Genomic DNA, 16,615 nt, shown 5'->3' with positions numbered 1-16,615 from the left:
AACCATCAACTATTTCCCATATTCTTTTTTCCACTCCTCTGCAACATCGCTTAAAGTCGTGTAAAAATCTTCGCCATACTTTCTCGTAAGCGGAGTTTTCAGGAACTTATACACAGGAACCTGCAATTCTTTTCCTAAAGTACATGCATCGCTGCAAACATTCCATTCATGATAATTTAGAGCAGAAAAAGTTGAGTATTCTGTAATTCTGATTGGGTATAAATGACAAGAAATAGGTTTTTGCCAATCAACCGCCCCGTCTTCGTAAGCCTTTTCAATTCCACATTTTGTTATGCCCCTTTCGTCGAAAGTAACATAAGCGCATTCTGCATTTTCAATCATTGGAGTAACGTACATTCCGTCCATCGGATCGGTTATCCAGGTTCCCTGTTCGTCTAATGCTTTAATTCCGGCTTCAGTAAGATAAGGTTTAATCTTTTCATAAATATTATCCAAAATCACCAGTTCGTCTTTATCCAAAGGAGCTCCTACGTCACCTTCCACACAACATGCACCTTTACATTTGGTAAGGTTACAAACAAATTCTTCAGAAAAAATATCTTCAGAAATTAATTTATCGTCTATTTGAATCATAATCTTTTTTTTAAAATAAATTGAAATGGGTTCCTGCTTTAAAAACAATTAAACTTATAATGGTTAACCAAACACTTGCTTCCTGCATCCAATATTTAGGTAGAAACTTCATCATACGGCTTAAAATAATCGTCGATGGAAAAGCAAGAAGCAAAAGATATTCATAACTTTTATCCATATAAAGAATAATACTGATGAGCTGTGCCAAAGAAAAAACCAACAGAAAAGTGTATTTATATCTACTTACAGGGCTTTTCTTATTATAATGCTTAAAGTGATCATAAATTGCATAAATCAGCATCAAAATAATCGGAATCAATGGAATTAATTCGGTGTAATCGGTCACCATTTTCATCTTTCCGAAAGGAATATAATCAGTATTCCAGGAATAAAACTGAAAGAAAAACATTACTGAGAAATAACTCAATGCAATCATCGCAATTCCCAAAAGAAATCTGAAAATATTTAAGCCAACTCTTTCAGAAGTTACAATTAGATGAATTAATACAAAACACATCATTGGCCAGGTTGTCGGAAGAAATATAAAATTTAAAGCAACAATAGAGCCTACCAAAACATAAGATTTTTTCCTTAAATCTTCATCTGTACTCGTTAAAAGCAGCAAAAGAAAAGAATTGGTGAGAATCGCAACTGCAATTCCGAGGTCAAGATTTCCATCATATAATCCGAAAACAAAAAATGTATAGAGAAAAAGAGGCAAATGTGTATTGTAATTCAACGCAATTGCATTAAAACAGAAATATCCAAGCGCAATTCCTACAAAAGTAATTCCTGTAATTATTCCTTCATAAGTATTGAAATTCAGTATGTTAAATAATATTACAATTAAAAGAAGAAAACCAATATAAACCGGAATTGAAAAAATATTGCTTTCTTTTGAAAGTAATCTAAACATTTTTTATAAATTTGTGCAAAGTTAATTTAAAAAAGGAAAATAATGACGTCTTTCTTTCTATTCTTAAGTGATGCATTCAAATGGGCATTCGGTTTCTACGATATTTTCGGAAACGTACTAAACTGGGTTTTATTCGCAGTTTGTTGTGTATTATTTACTTATTGGTGCTATGTTTTGGTAGCAACTCTTGGGAACAATAAAGACAAAGAATATTATTCTCCAACAGAAGGAAAAAATCCTTACTACGATCCTGCGATCTATAAAAAAGAAGGTTAATTAATTGGTTATATAGAAAAAGACCGGTCAAATTTTTTGATCGGTCTTTTTTAATTTTAGTTAAAACTAATTTTACTTTTATTCGTGAATAGGAAGAACCAACACAGGAACTTTGGAGTCTTTTGTCAATCCTTTCGTTAAGCTGCCTACGAAAACATCGTAAATGCCGCTTCTTCCGTGAGAACCCATTACAATGTAGCTCGCACTTTTTAGATCAGAATATTCTAAGATAATATCTTTTGCGATACCTTGTTTTAAAATATGTTCACATTCTACATCCTGAGCAAGAATTCTTTGGTTGATTTTATTTAAAAGAACCAATTCTTCTCTGATTTCGTTTTCTTCAATCTCCGGAAAATACTGATATCCCATATCACCGATTGCAAAACCAATATCTGTTGGTGCAACGTGAATAAGGCAAATTTTTCCATTTACTTCTTTTGCAAATTTTACGGCTCCATCTACAAGCTGATCTGTTTTTTCTCCAAAATCGACGGGTAAAATAATGTTTATCATAATTTGTAATTTAAGTCTTCTTAAAGATATGAAAAAAACAGACCATTCTCCAATGATATTCTTACATAATTCTTATATCCAAGACTTTTTCGCCTTCAAGATATGCTTCCAAAACATCGTTTTCAGAAACCTTTCCAACGCCTTCCGGAGTTCCTGTGAAAATCAAATCTCCGACTCTCAATGTAAAATATTGGGAAACAAAAGCAATAATATCATCAATCGTGAAAATCATATCTTTTGAGTTTCCATTCTGAACTTTTTCCTTATTTTTTAATAAAGAAAAATTCAGAGATTCAAGATTGTAATTTTCTTTTTTGAAGAAATTTCCTACAACAGCCGAACCGTCAAAACCTTTCGCCAATTCCCAAGGAAGACCTTTAGATTTTAATTCGCTCTGAAGATCTCTTGCTGTAAAATCAATTCCCAAACCTATTTCTTCGTAATGTTTGCTTGCAGATCCTTTCTGAATGTATTTTCCGCCTTTAGAAATTTTCACAACAACTTCAAGTTCATAATGTACATCATTCGAAAATTCAGGAATGTAAAAATCATTTCCTTTCAAAACCGCCGTATCGGGTTTCATAAAAATTACAGGTTTGTCAGGAATAGCATTTCCCAATTCCTTTGCGTGTTCGCTGTAATTTCTTCCTATGCAGATTATTTTCATAATTTATTTATCATTGCGAGAAGCAAATTGAGCTTTTACTGAGTTTGTCGAGGTAAAGCAATCTTTTTACTTCTCATTACTAATTATTTATATTTTAGGAGCTTATTCCCGCTCTTCACTGTATCTTTTTTGGGAAAGTCTCCGCTTTGCTACGTCTGTCCCAAAAAAGGATGCCGTTGCGATCGGGGCTAGAATTTCAGTCTTCCTTTAAAAATTACACGTTTAATCTTATTTTGTCATCTTAAAAGGATATCAAGACTTTTGAGATTCCTGACGAGTGAAAAAATGCTTATTCGTGAGTAAATTCATTCTCACAATAGTAACAAACATATTTATCGCTTGACAATAAAGAAATTCCAAAGAAACTTGTTGATCTGTCGTCTTTGTAGATGTGATTTGAGCCGCATTTCGGACACACAAAATCAAACTTCGGATGTTCGATGGTATGCTCTACTTCAAGAGCAAACTTTTCATTTTCCTGATAATCAGTTAAGATTTTTTCAGCATTATCAAAATCATCTTCGAAAACCTGCAACTGGATTCCACCAACAGCTTGGGAAAGCAACCAATCAGATTGAATCAATTGTTCGTTTGCTATGAAACTGTTGATTTCGTTTTCGGCAAGAATCTGCTTGTCTCGATTGGCTTCAAGTGCAGTTTCATAAAATTTAAACTTAACTAAATTGCTCATCCTTTTTTTTAATGGTTACTTCAAATTCCGTTCCTCAAAATGGAATGATTATAGGTTTACAAAACATTAAGAACATTAAAGGGTTAAGAGTTTTTAAGAATCGATAAATTGATTTAAGCGTACTGCTTAATGAATTTATCTATTAAATCTAAAAAGATCTTCGCTTTAATATTTTCCTTACAAACTTAATAATCTTAATGTTTGAATTTTTCAGAGCGTCAGTTTAATTTACGAAATTTCAAAAGAAGTTCTAAAACTTACTGGAAAGCTGAATTTTAGTAAAAACTTTTTTCGTGTACAAAGGGAAATCTGCGTTTTGCAGCCATCCGAAATATCCCAAATCTTTTTGAAAAACTTCTTTCACAACTTGTCCTTTATATTTTCCGAAAGCAAAAATTTCCTGATTTTTTGCATTATAATGAATCATTCCGGCTAAATCAGCAAATTTATTCTGAGTTGAAAATTCACTTAGTTCAGCAATTTCATTAGAAATATCATCGTATTTTCCAACTTGAGCATCCAAAACTTCAAATGTTGCCAAAACATCAGCTTCAGCAGAATGGGCATTTTCTAAAGTTTTCCCACAATAAAATTGATAGGCTGCACCCAAGTTTCTTGGTTCTTTTTTATGGAAAATTGTTTGTGCATCGACTAATTTGAATTTACTTAAATCAAAATCGAAATCTGCACGAAGCAACTCTTCTGCCAATAAAGGAACATCGAATCGGTTTGAATTAAACCCTCCCAAGTCTGTTCCTGTAATCATTTCAACAATTTTCGGAGCAATTTCTTTAAAAGTCGGCGCATCTTTAATGTCTTCATCATAAATTCCATGAATCTCACTCGACGAAACCGGAATCGGCATTTCAGGATTTACTCTCCAGGTTTTGCTTTCTCTAGATGAGTCAGGATTTACTTTTAAAATACAGATTTCTACAATTCGGTCTTTTCCAACATTGGTTCCTGTAGTTTCAAGATCGAAAACGCAAAGTGGTTTGTATAGTTTTAAGTTCATTTTATTAATTTGAAAATTTGAGAATGTGTTAATTTGAAATTGTAAAACTGTCAGTTTTTTAATTTAATTGTTTTTGGAAGATAAGTGAAATTAAGATATAATAAATAATTATCAAAGGGATTCCAACATAATCAAATATGATTAAAATAAGAATTGCACCAATTAATAAGGCCAATTTCGGATAATTATCCTGCAGTTTCATCGATTTGAATTTCATCGCAATCATTTTTATTGGACTGATTAATAACCATGAGCTTAAAATAGTTGTTACTAATAAGATTAAAACTGATGTTGAATTTTTATCAAATGCATAATTTTCAAATGGAAAATAAGGAGTTGTTAATAAATAAATTCCAAAAATTAAAATAGTATTTGAAGGTGTATTCAAACCTTTAAAATAATATTTCTGATCCTCATCCAGATTAAAAATAGCCAGTCTTAAACAAGAAAAAAGCGTAATTAGAAATCCAAAATATTTAATTGCGAAAGGAAGTTGTAATCCTAAAACTTCATTTCCGAATGGTTCAAGCATTTTAAACATTGCCAATCCAGGAATTACTCCGAAACTTACCATATCTGCCAAAGAATCGAGCTGAGTTCCCAAATTGGAATTGGCTTTTAAAGCTCTTGCTACAAATCCGTCAAAAAAATCTAAAACTAAAGATAAAATGATGCAGATTGCAGTTGTCTGATGATCGCCTAAAATCAAATGTAAAGCACCAACGCAACCCGAAAAAAGGTTTCCCAAAGTAATGGCATTTGCCAGATTGTTCTTTATGAAATTCATAGCAGCAAAATTACATTTTTTAAAAATTTTAACCTTAATTAATATGAACTAAAAATTACAATCCTATGAATTTAACGTAAATTTGCGTAGCAAATTTATTATCGGTCAAAATTTTAAAGTAAAGTGTTGGTTGATAACGTTTCATCTTTAAAGACAAGTATATACGAATGAAATTTTTCAAAGAATTCAGAAAAGAAGAAATCCTTGTTCTGTGCTACAGGATTTTCTTGGCTTTTGTTTTTTATCAGATTGCAAGACTTTTGTTTTGGTTTTTCAATAAAGATTTAATAAAAGTAGACAGCATTTCAGATTATCTAAGTTTGGCTTATCATGGGATTGCTTTTGATTTGACGGCGATTCTTTACGTGAACGTTTTGTTTATCTTTTTAAGTTTAATTCCAATTGTTATTAATGCAAAAAGTGGATATCAGAAATTCCTAATTTGGCTGTATTTTATTACCAACGGAATTGCTTACATGATGAATTTCGGAGATTTTATTTATTATAAATTTTCTCAGGCGAGATTGACTTCAGCGGCATTTCAGGTGGCAAAACACGAAACCAATATTTTGAAAGTCTTTACTGTTTCCACCAAAGAGCATCCTATTGTGATTATTTGGTTCGTATTCTTAATGGTTGCCTGGGTTTTTCTTTATAAACGATTTAAAATTAAATATAAAAAGCCTGTAAAACTGGTTCCTTATTTTATTTGGTCTATCGTAACTTTATGTATTTCTGCAGTTTTAATTGTTGGTGGAATCAGAGGTGATTTTAAACACAGTACAAGACCAATTAATTTGGTGGATGCTAACAAGTTTGTGAAAACTCCGCTTCAGGGAAATATTGTCCTGAATTCTACTTTTTCTTTTTTCAGAACATTGGGAAGTAATAACTTCAAGGAGGTTCAGTTCGTTGATCAGAAATTTATTGATGAAAATATCAATACTTACAAAACATACGATAGACAAATTCATGATAAACCCAATATTGTGATTTTTATTGTGGAATCTTTTGGAAGAGAATATTCAGGAGCTTTTAATAAAGATAAAAAGATTAAAGACTATGTATCTTACACACCATTTATAGATAGTTTGGCTAATGAAAGTCTTATTTTTCCTAATACATTTGCCAATGGAAGACAATCTATTCACGGAATGAGCAGTATTTTGGCGGGAATTCCGAGTTTGACGGATGCTTTTACAAGTTCACCTTATTCAAACCAAAAAATTCAGTCGATTGTTTCGGTTTGTAATGATTTAGGTTATGATACGTCGTTTTATCACGGTGCACCTAATGGTTCGATGGGTTTTTTAGGATTCGGAAATATCTTAGGCTTCAAACATTATTTTGGAAAAGATGAGTATCATGAAGATCAGGATTTCGATGGGATGTGGGCGATTTGGGACGAGCCGTTTCTTCAATATTTTGCAAAAAATATAGGGAATACGAAACCTTTTATGGCAACAGTTTTTACCGCTTCTTCGCATCACCCTTTTAAAATTCCTGAAAAATATAATGGGAAATTCAAAAAAGGTAACATTGAAATGCATGAACCGATGCAGTACACCGATTATGCGATTAAAAAATATTTTGAAACTGCAAAAAAACAACCCTGGTTTAAAAATACCATTTTCGTATTTACAGGAGATCATACCAATCAGGTATATTATTCTGAATACGAAAAAGCAATGAACAGATTTGCTGTTCCTTTGGTTTTTTATTCCCCGAATCCAGCGTATCAGTTGAAAGGCGTCAATAATGAATTGGCTCAGCAGATTGATATTTATCCTACTTTGGCAGATTTAATTGGATATAACAAAAAAATTAGAAGTTGGGGAAGAAGTCTGGTAAGCGAAAAAAAGTACGAACCTTTGATCGTAAACTCAGATGGAACCTCAGAACAGTTTATTTATGGGAATTATATTTACAGGTTTGACGGTAAAAACATTACTGGAATTTATGATAAAAATGATTTAGGTTTTGAAAACAATCTCAATGATAAATTAAAAACTCTGGAAACCGAGAAAGGTAAACAAATTGCAAAGGCTTGGTATCAGGATTATATGAGTCGTGTAATCAACAGAAAACTGAATTAATTTTATAATGTTTAATTTTTAAAATTGGTCTCTCTATTGTTATATATGCAAAGGATAATAAAAATGTTTGTGTGTTTGAAATTTATTTATATTTTTAACTAATCAACATTTAAACAATCTATAAATAAAAATTAAACTAAAATAATATGAAAAAATTATTAGCAACATTTGTACTTTCACTATTCAGCGTGATGTCATTTGCGCAAATTGAAGGAAAATGGAAAACCATAGATGACGAAACAAAACAAGCAAAATCTATTGTAGAAATTTATAAAAAATCAGACGGTAAATATTACGGTAAAGTTTCTCAATTGTTGATAAAACCTGCAGATCCTAACTGTACAAGCTGTAAAGATGACAGAAAAGGCAAACCAATTTTAGGCTTGGAAATCATCAGAGGTTTGGCAAAAGATGGTGATGAATTTACCGGAGGTACAATTACAGATCCTAAAACTGGTAAAACTTATAAATGTACCATCACAAGAAGTGGTGATAAACTGAATGTAAGAGGTTATATGGGAGTTTCTATTTTGGGAAGAACACAAGTTTGGCAGAAAGTCAACTAATCGGTTTAAAATAATATTAAATATAGGGCAACTCAGCAATGAGTTGTCTTTTTTGTTATGTAAATAATAAATAATTACTATTTTTGTACTCTAAATTTTTCAAATAAATATGGCAGAATATACTTTTCGTGAAGTGATTGCGCAGGCAATGAGCGAGGAAATGCGTAAAGACGAATCCATTTTTCTAATGGGAGAAGAAGTAGCAGAATATAATGGTGCGTACAAAGCTTCTAAAGGAATGTTGGACGAGTTTGGTGCTAAACGTGTAATCGATACACCTATTGCAGAACTTGGTTTTACAGGGATTGCTGTGGGTGCTGCAATGAATGGTAACAGACCAATTGTAGAATATATGACGTTCAACTTTGCCCTTGTTGGTATCGATCAGATTATCAACAACGCTGCAAAAATCCGTCAGATGAGTGGTGGTCAGTGGAATTGTCCGATTGTTTTCCGTGGTCCTACAGCTTCTGCAGGTCAGTTGGGAGCAACGCATTCTCAGGCTTTCGAAAACTGGTACGCTAATATTCCGGGTCTTAAAGTTGTGGTTCCTTCAAATCCTTACGATGCGAAAGGATTATTAAAAACAGCTATTCAGGATAACGATCCGGTAATTTTCATGGAATCTGAACAGATGTACGGAGATAAAATGGAAGTTCCTGAAGAAGAATATTACTTGCCAATAGGAAAAGCTGATATCAAAAGAGAAGGTACAGATGTAACTTTAGTTTCTTTCGGAAAAATTATGAAATTAGCTCTTCAGGCAGCTGAAGATATGGCTAAAGAAGGTATTTCTGTGGAAGTAATCGATTTAAGAACGGTTCGTCCTTTAGATTTCGATACAGTTTTGGCTTCAGTGAAGAAAACAAACCGATTGGTGATTTTAGAAGAAGCTTGGCCATTTGGTTCTGTATCTTCAGAAATTACTTATATGGTACAGCAAAAAGCGTTTGATTATTTGGATGCACCGATCAAGAGAATTACTACTCCAGATGCACCGGCTCCTTATTCAGCAGCTTTATTTGCAGAATGGTTCCCGAAACTTGAAAAAGTAAAAGAGGAAATCAAAAAAGCGATGTACGTTAAATAATTATTAAGCGATTATAGAGAAAAACTTCCGAAAGGAAGTTTTTTCATTTATACAATAAATGACTTATGTGACGTAGCATCATTAATTTAATATAAATTTGCGCTTTTAAAAATAATAAGCTGAAATGGCAGAAGTTACAGAAGGAGGTCATCATATAGACCTCAAGAAACTTTCATTTGTGGGAGTTCTCGTTTCACTCGGAATAGTTTTCGGTGATATTGGTACTTCACCGCTTTACGTAATGAAAGCGATTGTGAATGCAAGTAAAGACTCTACAATGCCTTTCGATACTTATATTGAAGGTGCAATTTCATGTATCATCTGGACACTAACGCTGCAAACTACTGTAAAGTATGTAATTATAGCATTAAAAGCTGATAACAAAGGCGAAGGTGGAATTTTAGCACTTTACTCTCTCGTTAAAAAACTCAAAAAGAAATGGCTCTATGTAGTCGCCATTATTGGTGCATCAACTTTGGTCGCCGATAGTGTAATAACGCCGTCTCTTACGGTGATGTCAGCAATTGAGGGGCTTAAAATCTACAATCCTGAGACACCAGTTGTGATGATTACCATTTTTATTTTATTTATAGTATTTGTCGTTCAGCAATTTGGTACGGCTTCTATTGGTAAATTTTTTGGACCTATAATGGTCACTTGGTTTTTGGCATTAGGAATTTTTGGTTCAGTGCATATTGTAGAACATTTTGAGATTCTAAAAGCATTCAACCCAATGTATGCGTATAATCTGATCACTCATTCGCCAAGTGCAATCGTTATTATGGGAGCCGTTTTCCTTTGTACAACAGGTGCAGAAGCATTGTATTCAGATCTTGGACATTGCGGTGCGAAAAATATCAGGGTTAGCTGGATTTTTGTTAAATTAATGTTAATTCTAAATTATTTAGGTCAGGGTGCGTGGCTTTTAACTAATTATAAACAAGTATTTACGGGGGTTAATCCATTTTTTGGAATCATGCCGGAGTGGGCAGTTTTACCGGGAGTAATCTTGGCAACTTTAGCCGCAATCATTGCAAGTCAGGCAGTGATTACAGGTTCATTTACGATGTTTTCCGAGGCAATGTCAATTTCATTTTGGCCAAATCAGCATATAGAATATCCTTCAGGAATTAAAGGACAGATGTATATTCCAAGAATCAACTGGGGATTGATGGCTTTGTGTTTTGGAGTTGTTATTTTCTTCAAAGAATCGGGTAAAATGGAAGCCGCTTATGGTTTGACGATTACCATTACGATGTTGATGACCACTATTTTATTAATATACTGGTTGAGCAGAAGCAGAGTCAATAGAATTTTCATTATTGGTTTTGCACTAATTTATATCTTCTTGGAATCAGGATTTTTCTACGCAAACGTCATCAAATTTATGGATGGCGGTTGGTTAACAATGGTTCTTGGTGGATTTATTGCAGTTTGTATGTATGCTTGGTATAACGGAAGGTTGCTGAAATCTAACTTTACAAGTTATGTGAGAATCGACAAATACGTAAACATTATCAAAGACATGAAGTTGGATGAAACAATTCCAAAATACTGTACCAATCTTGCATATCTGAGCCGTGCAAAGCGTAATGATGAGATAGAATCGAAAATTATTTATTCGATTATTAAAAAGCAACCTAAAAGAGCTGATCATTATTTTATTTTAAGTATTGTCAATCAAGAAGATCCTTATACATTTAAATACAGTGTTGATGAAATTTTGCCGGGAACGATTTATAAAATCAATTTCCTTTTAGGATTTAAAGTAGACCGCAGGATTAATGATTATTTTAATATGGTTCTAAAAGATTTAATGGCAGAAGGTACTATTCCTGCACGAAGCAGTCATCCTTCTTTGAGAGCACACAATGTTCCGCCGGATCTGAAATATGTCATCATAGACAATACCTATATCAACGATATTCTTTTAACGGTAAAACAAAAAATTACGTTAAATATTTATAATTTTGTGAAGTATATTGGTAGTGATGACTTCAAATCTTGGGGAGTTACCTCTCACAATGTTGTTGTAGAATCGGCACCATTAACGGAAGAAACGATTTCGAGCAGTAAAATTCAACAGGCAGAATTCAGAAGACATAATTTCTAATAGTTAAATCTTCTAACTGAAATGTATCATATTGATTTAAATAAAAATCGATAAATTTGTAAGATAAATTTTTAAATGGATACTTTACAAAAAGAAAAGAATATAACTTTAATAAAAGATGTTTTAAGAAACTACCTTCTTGAAAAGGGTTTTCGTAACACACCTGAACGATACACAATCTTGGAAGAGATCTATAATATGGATCATCACTTCAATGTAGATGATTTGTATCTTTTGATGATGCAGAAAAAATATCATGTTTCTAAAGCAACCATCTACAATACCATCGAGATTTTTCTTGATGCAGGTTTGATTCGTAAGCATCAGTTCGGCGAAAAAACATTAACTTCATCTTCTTATGAAAAGTCATATTTTGATAAGCAACATGATCATTTGGTGATTTACAAAAAAGATTCAGATAAAGAAATCGAAGAAATTATCGAGTTCTGTGATCCTAGAATTCAAGGAATTAAAGAAGCAATAGAAGGAGCTTTTGGCGTAAAAATTGATTCTCATTCGCTGTATTTTTATGGCACTAAGAATGATTAATTAATGAGACTGATTCTTTTTCTCTTCCTATTTATTTCGTCGTTCACTTTGGCTCAGGTTACACCAAAACCTGTGCAACGTGATCCCTATTTACAAAATCCTGTTAAAAATCAGCCACAGAAAAAACAACCCGGACAAAAGGTAAAGATTATTCATGCTGATGAAATTAGTAAGGATACTAAGTATGATGGTAACCGTTACCTTAAGGGGAATGTGGTAATAGAACATCAAGGCTCTATTCTTTCGGCTGATGAAGTTGTAATGTACGATGAGGAAAATTTTGTAAAAGCTATTGGTAATGTAAAACTTAATAATTCCGATGGCTCTATAATTACTTCTTCAGAAATGGAGTATGATGGGAATACCCAAAAAGGTGTTGCCCGTAAAAACGTAGTTCTCACAGATCCGAAAGGCACAATTATTAAAACTGAAACCATGTATTATGATAGGGTTTCCAATCAGGCTTACTACAATACAGGAGGAACGATCAATGACGGGAAAAGTACAACTTACGCAAAAAGTGCAACTTATTTTCTTACAACACGTACTATTGATTTGACGGGAAGAGTGAAAATCGTAGATAAAGATTATACTTTAGAAGGTGACAATGTCGTTCAGAATCAAAACACCAATATTGTTACCATCAACGGTTATACAGTAATTACCAATAACAAAAATCCGAAAAACAGAATCGTTACCGATAAAGGAACTCATAATATGAATACCAAAGAGTCTTTTCTGACGAAAAACTCAAGGATTTATTACAATGACAAGATTCTTACAGGCGACGAAATTTATTACAACCAGCTTACAGGCTTTGGAAAAGCAACCGGAAATGTTACCCTTGATGATCCTTTAGAAAAGAGATATATAAAAGGCGGTTATGGAGAAATTTTTGAAAAGAAAGATTCTTCGATGATGACCAAGGAACCTTATGCAGTAAAGATTCTTGAAAAAGATTCTATTTACTTTGCATCGGAAAAGATTCTTACCTACCAAAAACCCGACACTGCAGATATTACCAAAAAGAAAAGTTATCTGAGAGCTTTTAAAAAAGCCAGAATTTATAAATCTAATGCGCAGGGAAGAGCAGACTCTATTGCTTTCAATGAAACTGACGGAATTATGCACATGTACAAAGATCCTATTCTTTGGAGTGGAGAAAAGCAGGTAACAGGAGATAAAATTGAAGCTTATTTTAATACAAAAACAGAATATATTGATTCTTTAAAAGTAATCGGAAACGGTTTCGCCATTGCTAAAGTAGATTCTCTAAATCTTGTAGATGAATTTCATCAGGTGAAAGGCAGATTAATGACGGTTTATTACGAAGGTCAGGATATTAAAGAAATTAAAGTAATCGGAAATGCCGAAGCGATAACATACGCCGATGAAGATAATAAAAAGACAGAAGTCAAGGAAAGGATCGGGATTACCCTTTCAACCTGTGGTATTATCGGGGCACTTTTCGAAGGTAGATTTCTTCAGATTATTTCGTGCAGTGTAGGAGCGGCAGCGAAAACTTACCCGATGAGTAAAATTGCTCCCGATCAGAAAAAGTTTGAAGACTTCAACTGGAATACAAAAGACCGAATACGGAAATGGCAGGATATTCTCGTCGATTCTCCAAATTACCAAGAGATCAAATATGAAGCAAACGATACGCTTTTCAATAAAGTAAAAGAAGCTGCAGATAAAGAGAAAGCAAAAGAAGAAGCTAAAAAACCTAAGAGGGTTAGAAAATAATAAGAAGACTGTCTCAAAATTGAGATAGTCTTTTTTTATATGATTTAATGCTTTCGCCAAATCCTTTAGACGATTATAACAAAAGCTCCCGTCGATTTACGCAAATCCACGGGAGCTTTTACAAAAAGCAAGCTTGCTTTTCAAAAATGCACGCCTGCTTTTAAAAACTCGTTACTTAGCTTTTCCTTTTATTCTTAAATTAAATAATATTTATAATTTCCTATTTACCAAATCTTCTTTAGCTTTGCCTAAATTTTTTCATACAATGGAAATGCAAAACAATTTTTTCAAATATCAGGCACAAACTACCCAATTTGCAGCAGGTTTTGAAGTAGAAAAAGCAGAAGGAAGTTACATTTTTGGGAAAGACGGAAGAAAATATCTAGATTTCGTGGCGGGAGTTTCAGCAAATACTTTGGGGCATTCACATCCGAAAATAGTCAACGCCATCAAAGAACAGGCAGATAAATATCTTCATGTAATGGTTTACGGTGAATATGCTCAGGAGAAACCTGTCGAATTATGCCGATTACTAGCTGAAGCAACGCCTGATCCATTAGAAATTACTTACTTGGTCAACAGTGGAGCAGAAGCAATCGACGGAAGTTTAAAACTGGCAAAAAGATATACCGGAAGAGAGGAAATAGTTTCTTTTAAAAACTCTTATCACGGAAATACACATGGCGCATTAAGTGTTTCCGGACATGAAGGTCACAAAAGGGAATTCCGTCCTTTATTGCCGATGGTTTCTTTTATTGAATTTAATAATGAAAATGATTTCAATAAAATCACAGAAAAAACGGCCTGTGTCATTCTTGAAACTATTCAGGGAGCGGCAGGTTTTTTAGTTCCGAATGAAGATTATTTAGTTAAACTAAAAAAAAGATGCGAAGAAGTTGGAGCTTTATTAATTCTTGATGAAATCCAACCCGGTTTTGGAAGAACTGGTAAACTGTTTTCTTTTGAGCATTTTGGCATTGTTCCCGATATTCTGGTAATGGGAAAAGGAATGGGAGGCGGTGTTCCTGTGGGAGCATTTATGAGTTCTAAGAAGATTATGGAAACATTGGCTCATTCTCCGAAATTGGGTCATATTACAACTTTTGGTGGAAATCCATTAATCGCGGCGGCTTCTCATGCAACTTTAAAAGAAGTTTTAGAAAGCGGTTTAATGAATGAGGTTGATGAAAAAGAAAAATTGTACAGAGAACTTTTAGTACATCCGAAAATAAAAAACATCAACGGTAAAGGTTTGATGCTTGCTGTAAATTTAGGAACTCCAGATTTTACTTTGGGTGTTGCTAAAAAATGCATGGAAAAAGGTTTAATTGTTTTCTGGCAATTATACAGAAACGAATACTTGAGAATCTCTCCGCCATTGACGATTTCAAAAGAAGAAATTACAGAAGGCTGCAAGATTATTCTTGAAGTTTTAAATGAAGAATAGTTTTAAAATCACAATATCAAAGCCTCTTTTTTAAGAGGTTTTTTGATGGAATTTAATGAAGAAAGTTTTTGTAAAGTTTCGATTGGAAGCAACAAAAATATTTCTGATAAAAATCATAAAAATTTAAATATAATTTTGCGTAATAAAAAAATTAATTTATATATTGCGTCACGTTAAAAATAAGTTATATGGCGAAACATAAAGTCCATTACGAATTCCCAATGCACTGTCTTTCAGAGATTTTGTATGAATATTTGGCAACAGCTGAGGGATTGTCTGAATGGTTTGCGGATGATGTACTAGAGAAAGGCGATGATTTCTTTTTCAGTTGGGGTGGAGGTCCTGCAGAAAAGGCAACTTTAATCAGATATAAGCCTGAAGGTTTCGTACGTTACAGATGGGAGGAAGATGAAGGGACGAAAAATTTCTTCGAAATGACAATTACAATTGATGATATTACAGAAGATTTAGCTCTAAATATTACAGATTTTTGTGAGGAAGGAGATGAAGAGGAAAACGCAATGTATTGGGAAAATCTTATCGAAAATCTTAGAATAAAATTAGGTGCTGCTTAATTCTAAGCTGTACTGTTTTTAAATAGCAAAACTGATGAACGATTTATCGTTCATTATTTTTTTATAAATATTCATAATGGAAAATACATATTTTACATCTGAAGAGCTCGAACTGAAAAACCGCGCTTTTCTTTCAGGAGATGCGGTGAAAGTTTCTTTTTTTATAAGAAATTTAAAACTGATTATGGATGAAGAATGCTATTTCTTTTTAATGGCATCCATGAGAAAAATGAGACTGAATATTCCTCTGACTTATACTTTGGAGTTTTTTCAGAATCTTTTCAATGCTAAAGTAATTGAAGGAAATAATATTCAAAACGGAATTATCAATTTTTTAGTTTTCAGAAATTCTGATGGTGTTACGTTATCTAAATCTTCGGTTTCTTATTACTTTGAGGTTGATGAAATGGATGACGTTCTTTCTATTAATCAAAGACCTTTGGAATTAGATTTAATTAAAGAGATTAATGTAAATAATAATCTTTTAAGCAATATAAGAGTTCACTGTCCGGAAAATATCTATGGTGGAATTTATGCGCAGGAAAATGATTTGGATGATGTGATTCTATTAAATCCTAACAAAAGAATTGCTCGTGCTACAATCGGAAATCTCTTATTCTTGGAAGGTGATGTAATTAAAATTCCGAAACAATCGGAAGGAGCATATATTTCGCCTTTGCTGGAGAATTTTGTGACGTATCTGCATAAAAATAATTTGGCAGATGTTCAGGAGCATGAGATTATTGCTTTTGAATCTCAAAAAGCTGAAGAAATCTTATTAATTTCAGACGAAAAAGGAATCTTCTCAGTAAAGAAAATTAGAAATAAAACTTTTGGAAACAGCCGTTTCACCGAATTGGTAGAAAGCTGGAAAAATAGTTTTTAAAATTGACAAACCCGGTAAACAACATTTCAGTCCTTTACCGGGTTTTATTCTGATAAATCAAATCAGAAAGGTGTATTTTTTTTAA

The 16,615-nt window shown here is 32.9% G+C and carries 17 protein-coding genes; 10 read left to right on the top strand and 7 right to left on the bottom strand.

From position 1 onward, the window contains the following. Nucleotides 1–9: 9 nt before the first annotated feature. On the bottom strand, nt 10–594 hold the full coding sequence (locus OEA66_RS04765; RefSeq protein ID WP_267280306.1) for a DUF3109 family protein: 585 nt from the start codon (nt 592–594) through the stop codon (nt 10–12). 10 nt (nt 595–604) lie between these two features. Beyond that, entirely contained in the window at nt 605–1,510 is a 906-nt protein-coding gene (locus OEA66_RS04760) for a DUF6427 family protein (protein ID WP_267280305.1), read from the bottom strand. A gap of 42 nt (nt 1,511–1,552) precedes the next feature. On the opposite strand from OEA66_RS04760, the gene OEA66_RS04755 reads away from it, so the two are divergent. Beyond that, a complete protein-coding gene (locus OEA66_RS04755) occupies nt 1,553–1,786 on the top strand; it encodes a DUF6341 family protein (protein WP_267280304.1) in 234 nt (77 codons plus the stop codon). A 78-nt stretch (nt 1,787–1,864) separates the two neighbouring features. On the opposite strand, the gene OEA66_RS04750 is transcribed toward OEA66_RS04755, so the two are convergent. The 5 genes from OEA66_RS04750 to OEA66_RS04730 form a co-directional block, all read right to left on the bottom strand. Further along, entirely contained in the window at nt 1,865–2,302 is a 438-nt protein-coding gene (locus OEA66_RS04750) for a universal stress protein (protein ID WP_267280303.1), read from the bottom strand. Between the two features lie 61 nt (nt 2,303–2,363). After that, on the bottom strand, nt 2,364–2,969 hold the full coding sequence (locus tag OEA66_RS04745; protein WP_267280302.1) for a fumarylacetoacetate hydrolase family protein: 606 nt from the start codon (nt 2,967–2,969) through the stop codon (nt 2,364–2,366). A 289-nt stretch (nt 2,970–3,258) separates the two neighbouring features. Then, nucleotides 3,259–3,660, bottom strand: coding sequence for a putative signal transducing protein (locus OEA66_RS04740; protein ID WP_267280301.1), 402 nt, complete (start codon nt 3,658–3,660; stop codon nt 3,259–3,261). A gap of 250 nt (nt 3,661–3,910) precedes the next feature. Further along, nucleotides 3,911–4,675 carry a 3'-5' exonuclease gene (locus tag OEA66_RS04735; RefSeq protein ID WP_267280300.1) on the bottom strand — a complete coding sequence of 255 codons (765 nt, stop codon included), beginning with the start codon at nt 4,673–4,675 and terminating at the stop codon, nt 3,911–3,913. A gap of 58 nt (nt 4,676–4,733) precedes the next feature. Further along, the gene (locus OEA66_RS04730) at nt 4,734–5,462 is read right to left on the bottom strand and encodes a CDP-alcohol phosphatidyltransferase family protein (RefSeq protein WP_267280299.1); all 729 of its coding nucleotides are present in this window, start codon (nt 5,460–5,462) and stop codon (nt 4,734–4,736) included. A gap of 167 nt (nt 5,463–5,629) precedes the next feature. On the opposite strand from OEA66_RS04730, the gene OEA66_RS04725 reads away from it, so the two are divergent. The 9 genes from OEA66_RS04725 (at nt 5,630) to OEA66_RS04685 (ending at nt 16,530) form a co-directional block, all read left to right on the top strand. Further along, a complete protein-coding gene (locus tag OEA66_RS04725; RefSeq protein ID WP_267280298.1) occupies nt 5,630–7,558 on the top strand; it encodes an LTA synthase family protein in 1,929 nt (642 codons plus the stop codon). Nucleotides 7,559–7,704: 146 nt separating this feature from the next. Further along, a complete protein-coding gene (locus tag OEA66_RS04720; protein ID WP_267280297.1) occupies nt 7,705–8,124 on the top strand; it encodes a DUF2147 domain-containing protein in 420 nt (139 codons plus the stop codon). A 109-nt stretch (nt 8,125–8,233) separates the two neighbouring features. After that, on the top strand, nt 8,234–9,214 hold the full coding sequence (locus OEA66_RS04715; protein ID WP_267280296.1) for a pyruvate dehydrogenase complex E1 component subunit beta: 981 nt from the start codon (nt 8,234–8,236) through the stop codon (nt 9,212–9,214). 124 nt (nt 9,215–9,338) lie between these two features. Continuing rightward, nucleotides 9,339–11,327, top strand: coding sequence for a KUP/HAK/KT family potassium transporter (locus tag OEA66_RS04710; protein ID WP_267280295.1), 1,989 nt, complete (start codon nt 9,339–9,341; stop codon nt 11,325–11,327). A 75-nt stretch (nt 11,328–11,402) separates the two neighbouring features. Continuing rightward, nucleotides 11,403–11,876 (top strand): Fur family transcriptional regulator, encoded by a 474-nt coding sequence (locus OEA66_RS04705; RefSeq protein WP_034673237.1) that lies wholly within the window; start codon nt 11,403–11,405, stop codon nt 11,874–11,876. Nucleotides 11,877–11,879: 3 nt separating this feature from the next. Then, entirely contained in the window at nt 11,880–13,622 is a 1,743-nt protein-coding gene (locus tag OEA66_RS04700; protein WP_267280294.1) for an OstA-like protein, read from the top strand. A gap of 271 nt (nt 13,623–13,893) precedes the next feature. Further along, on the top strand, nt 13,894–15,069 hold the full coding sequence (locus OEA66_RS04695) for an aspartate aminotransferase family protein (RefSeq protein WP_267280293.1): 1,176 nt from the start codon (nt 13,894–13,896) through the stop codon (nt 15,067–15,069). A gap of 188 nt (nt 15,070–15,257) precedes the next feature. Continuing rightward, nucleotides 15,258–15,644 carry an START-like domain-containing protein gene (locus OEA66_RS04690; protein WP_267265355.1) on the top strand — a complete coding sequence of 129 codons (387 nt, stop codon included), beginning with the start codon at nt 15,258–15,260 and terminating at the stop codon, nt 15,642–15,644. Nucleotides 15,645–15,720: 76 nt separating this feature from the next. Then, on the top strand, nt 15,721–16,530 hold the full coding sequence (locus tag OEA66_RS04685; RefSeq protein WP_267280292.1) for an aminotransferase class IV: 810 nt from the start codon (nt 15,721–15,723) through the stop codon (nt 16,528–16,530). Nucleotides 16,531–16,615: the final 85 nt, after the last annotated feature.

The organism is Chryseobacterium luquanense (assembly GCF_026460945.1).
Lineage (GTDB): Bacteria > Bacteroidota > Bacteroidia > Flavobacteriales > Weeksellaceae > Chryseobacterium > Chryseobacterium luquanense.
Note: the sequence above shows the minus strand (reverse complement) of the source record. Positions and strands in the feature narration are given on the sequence as shown.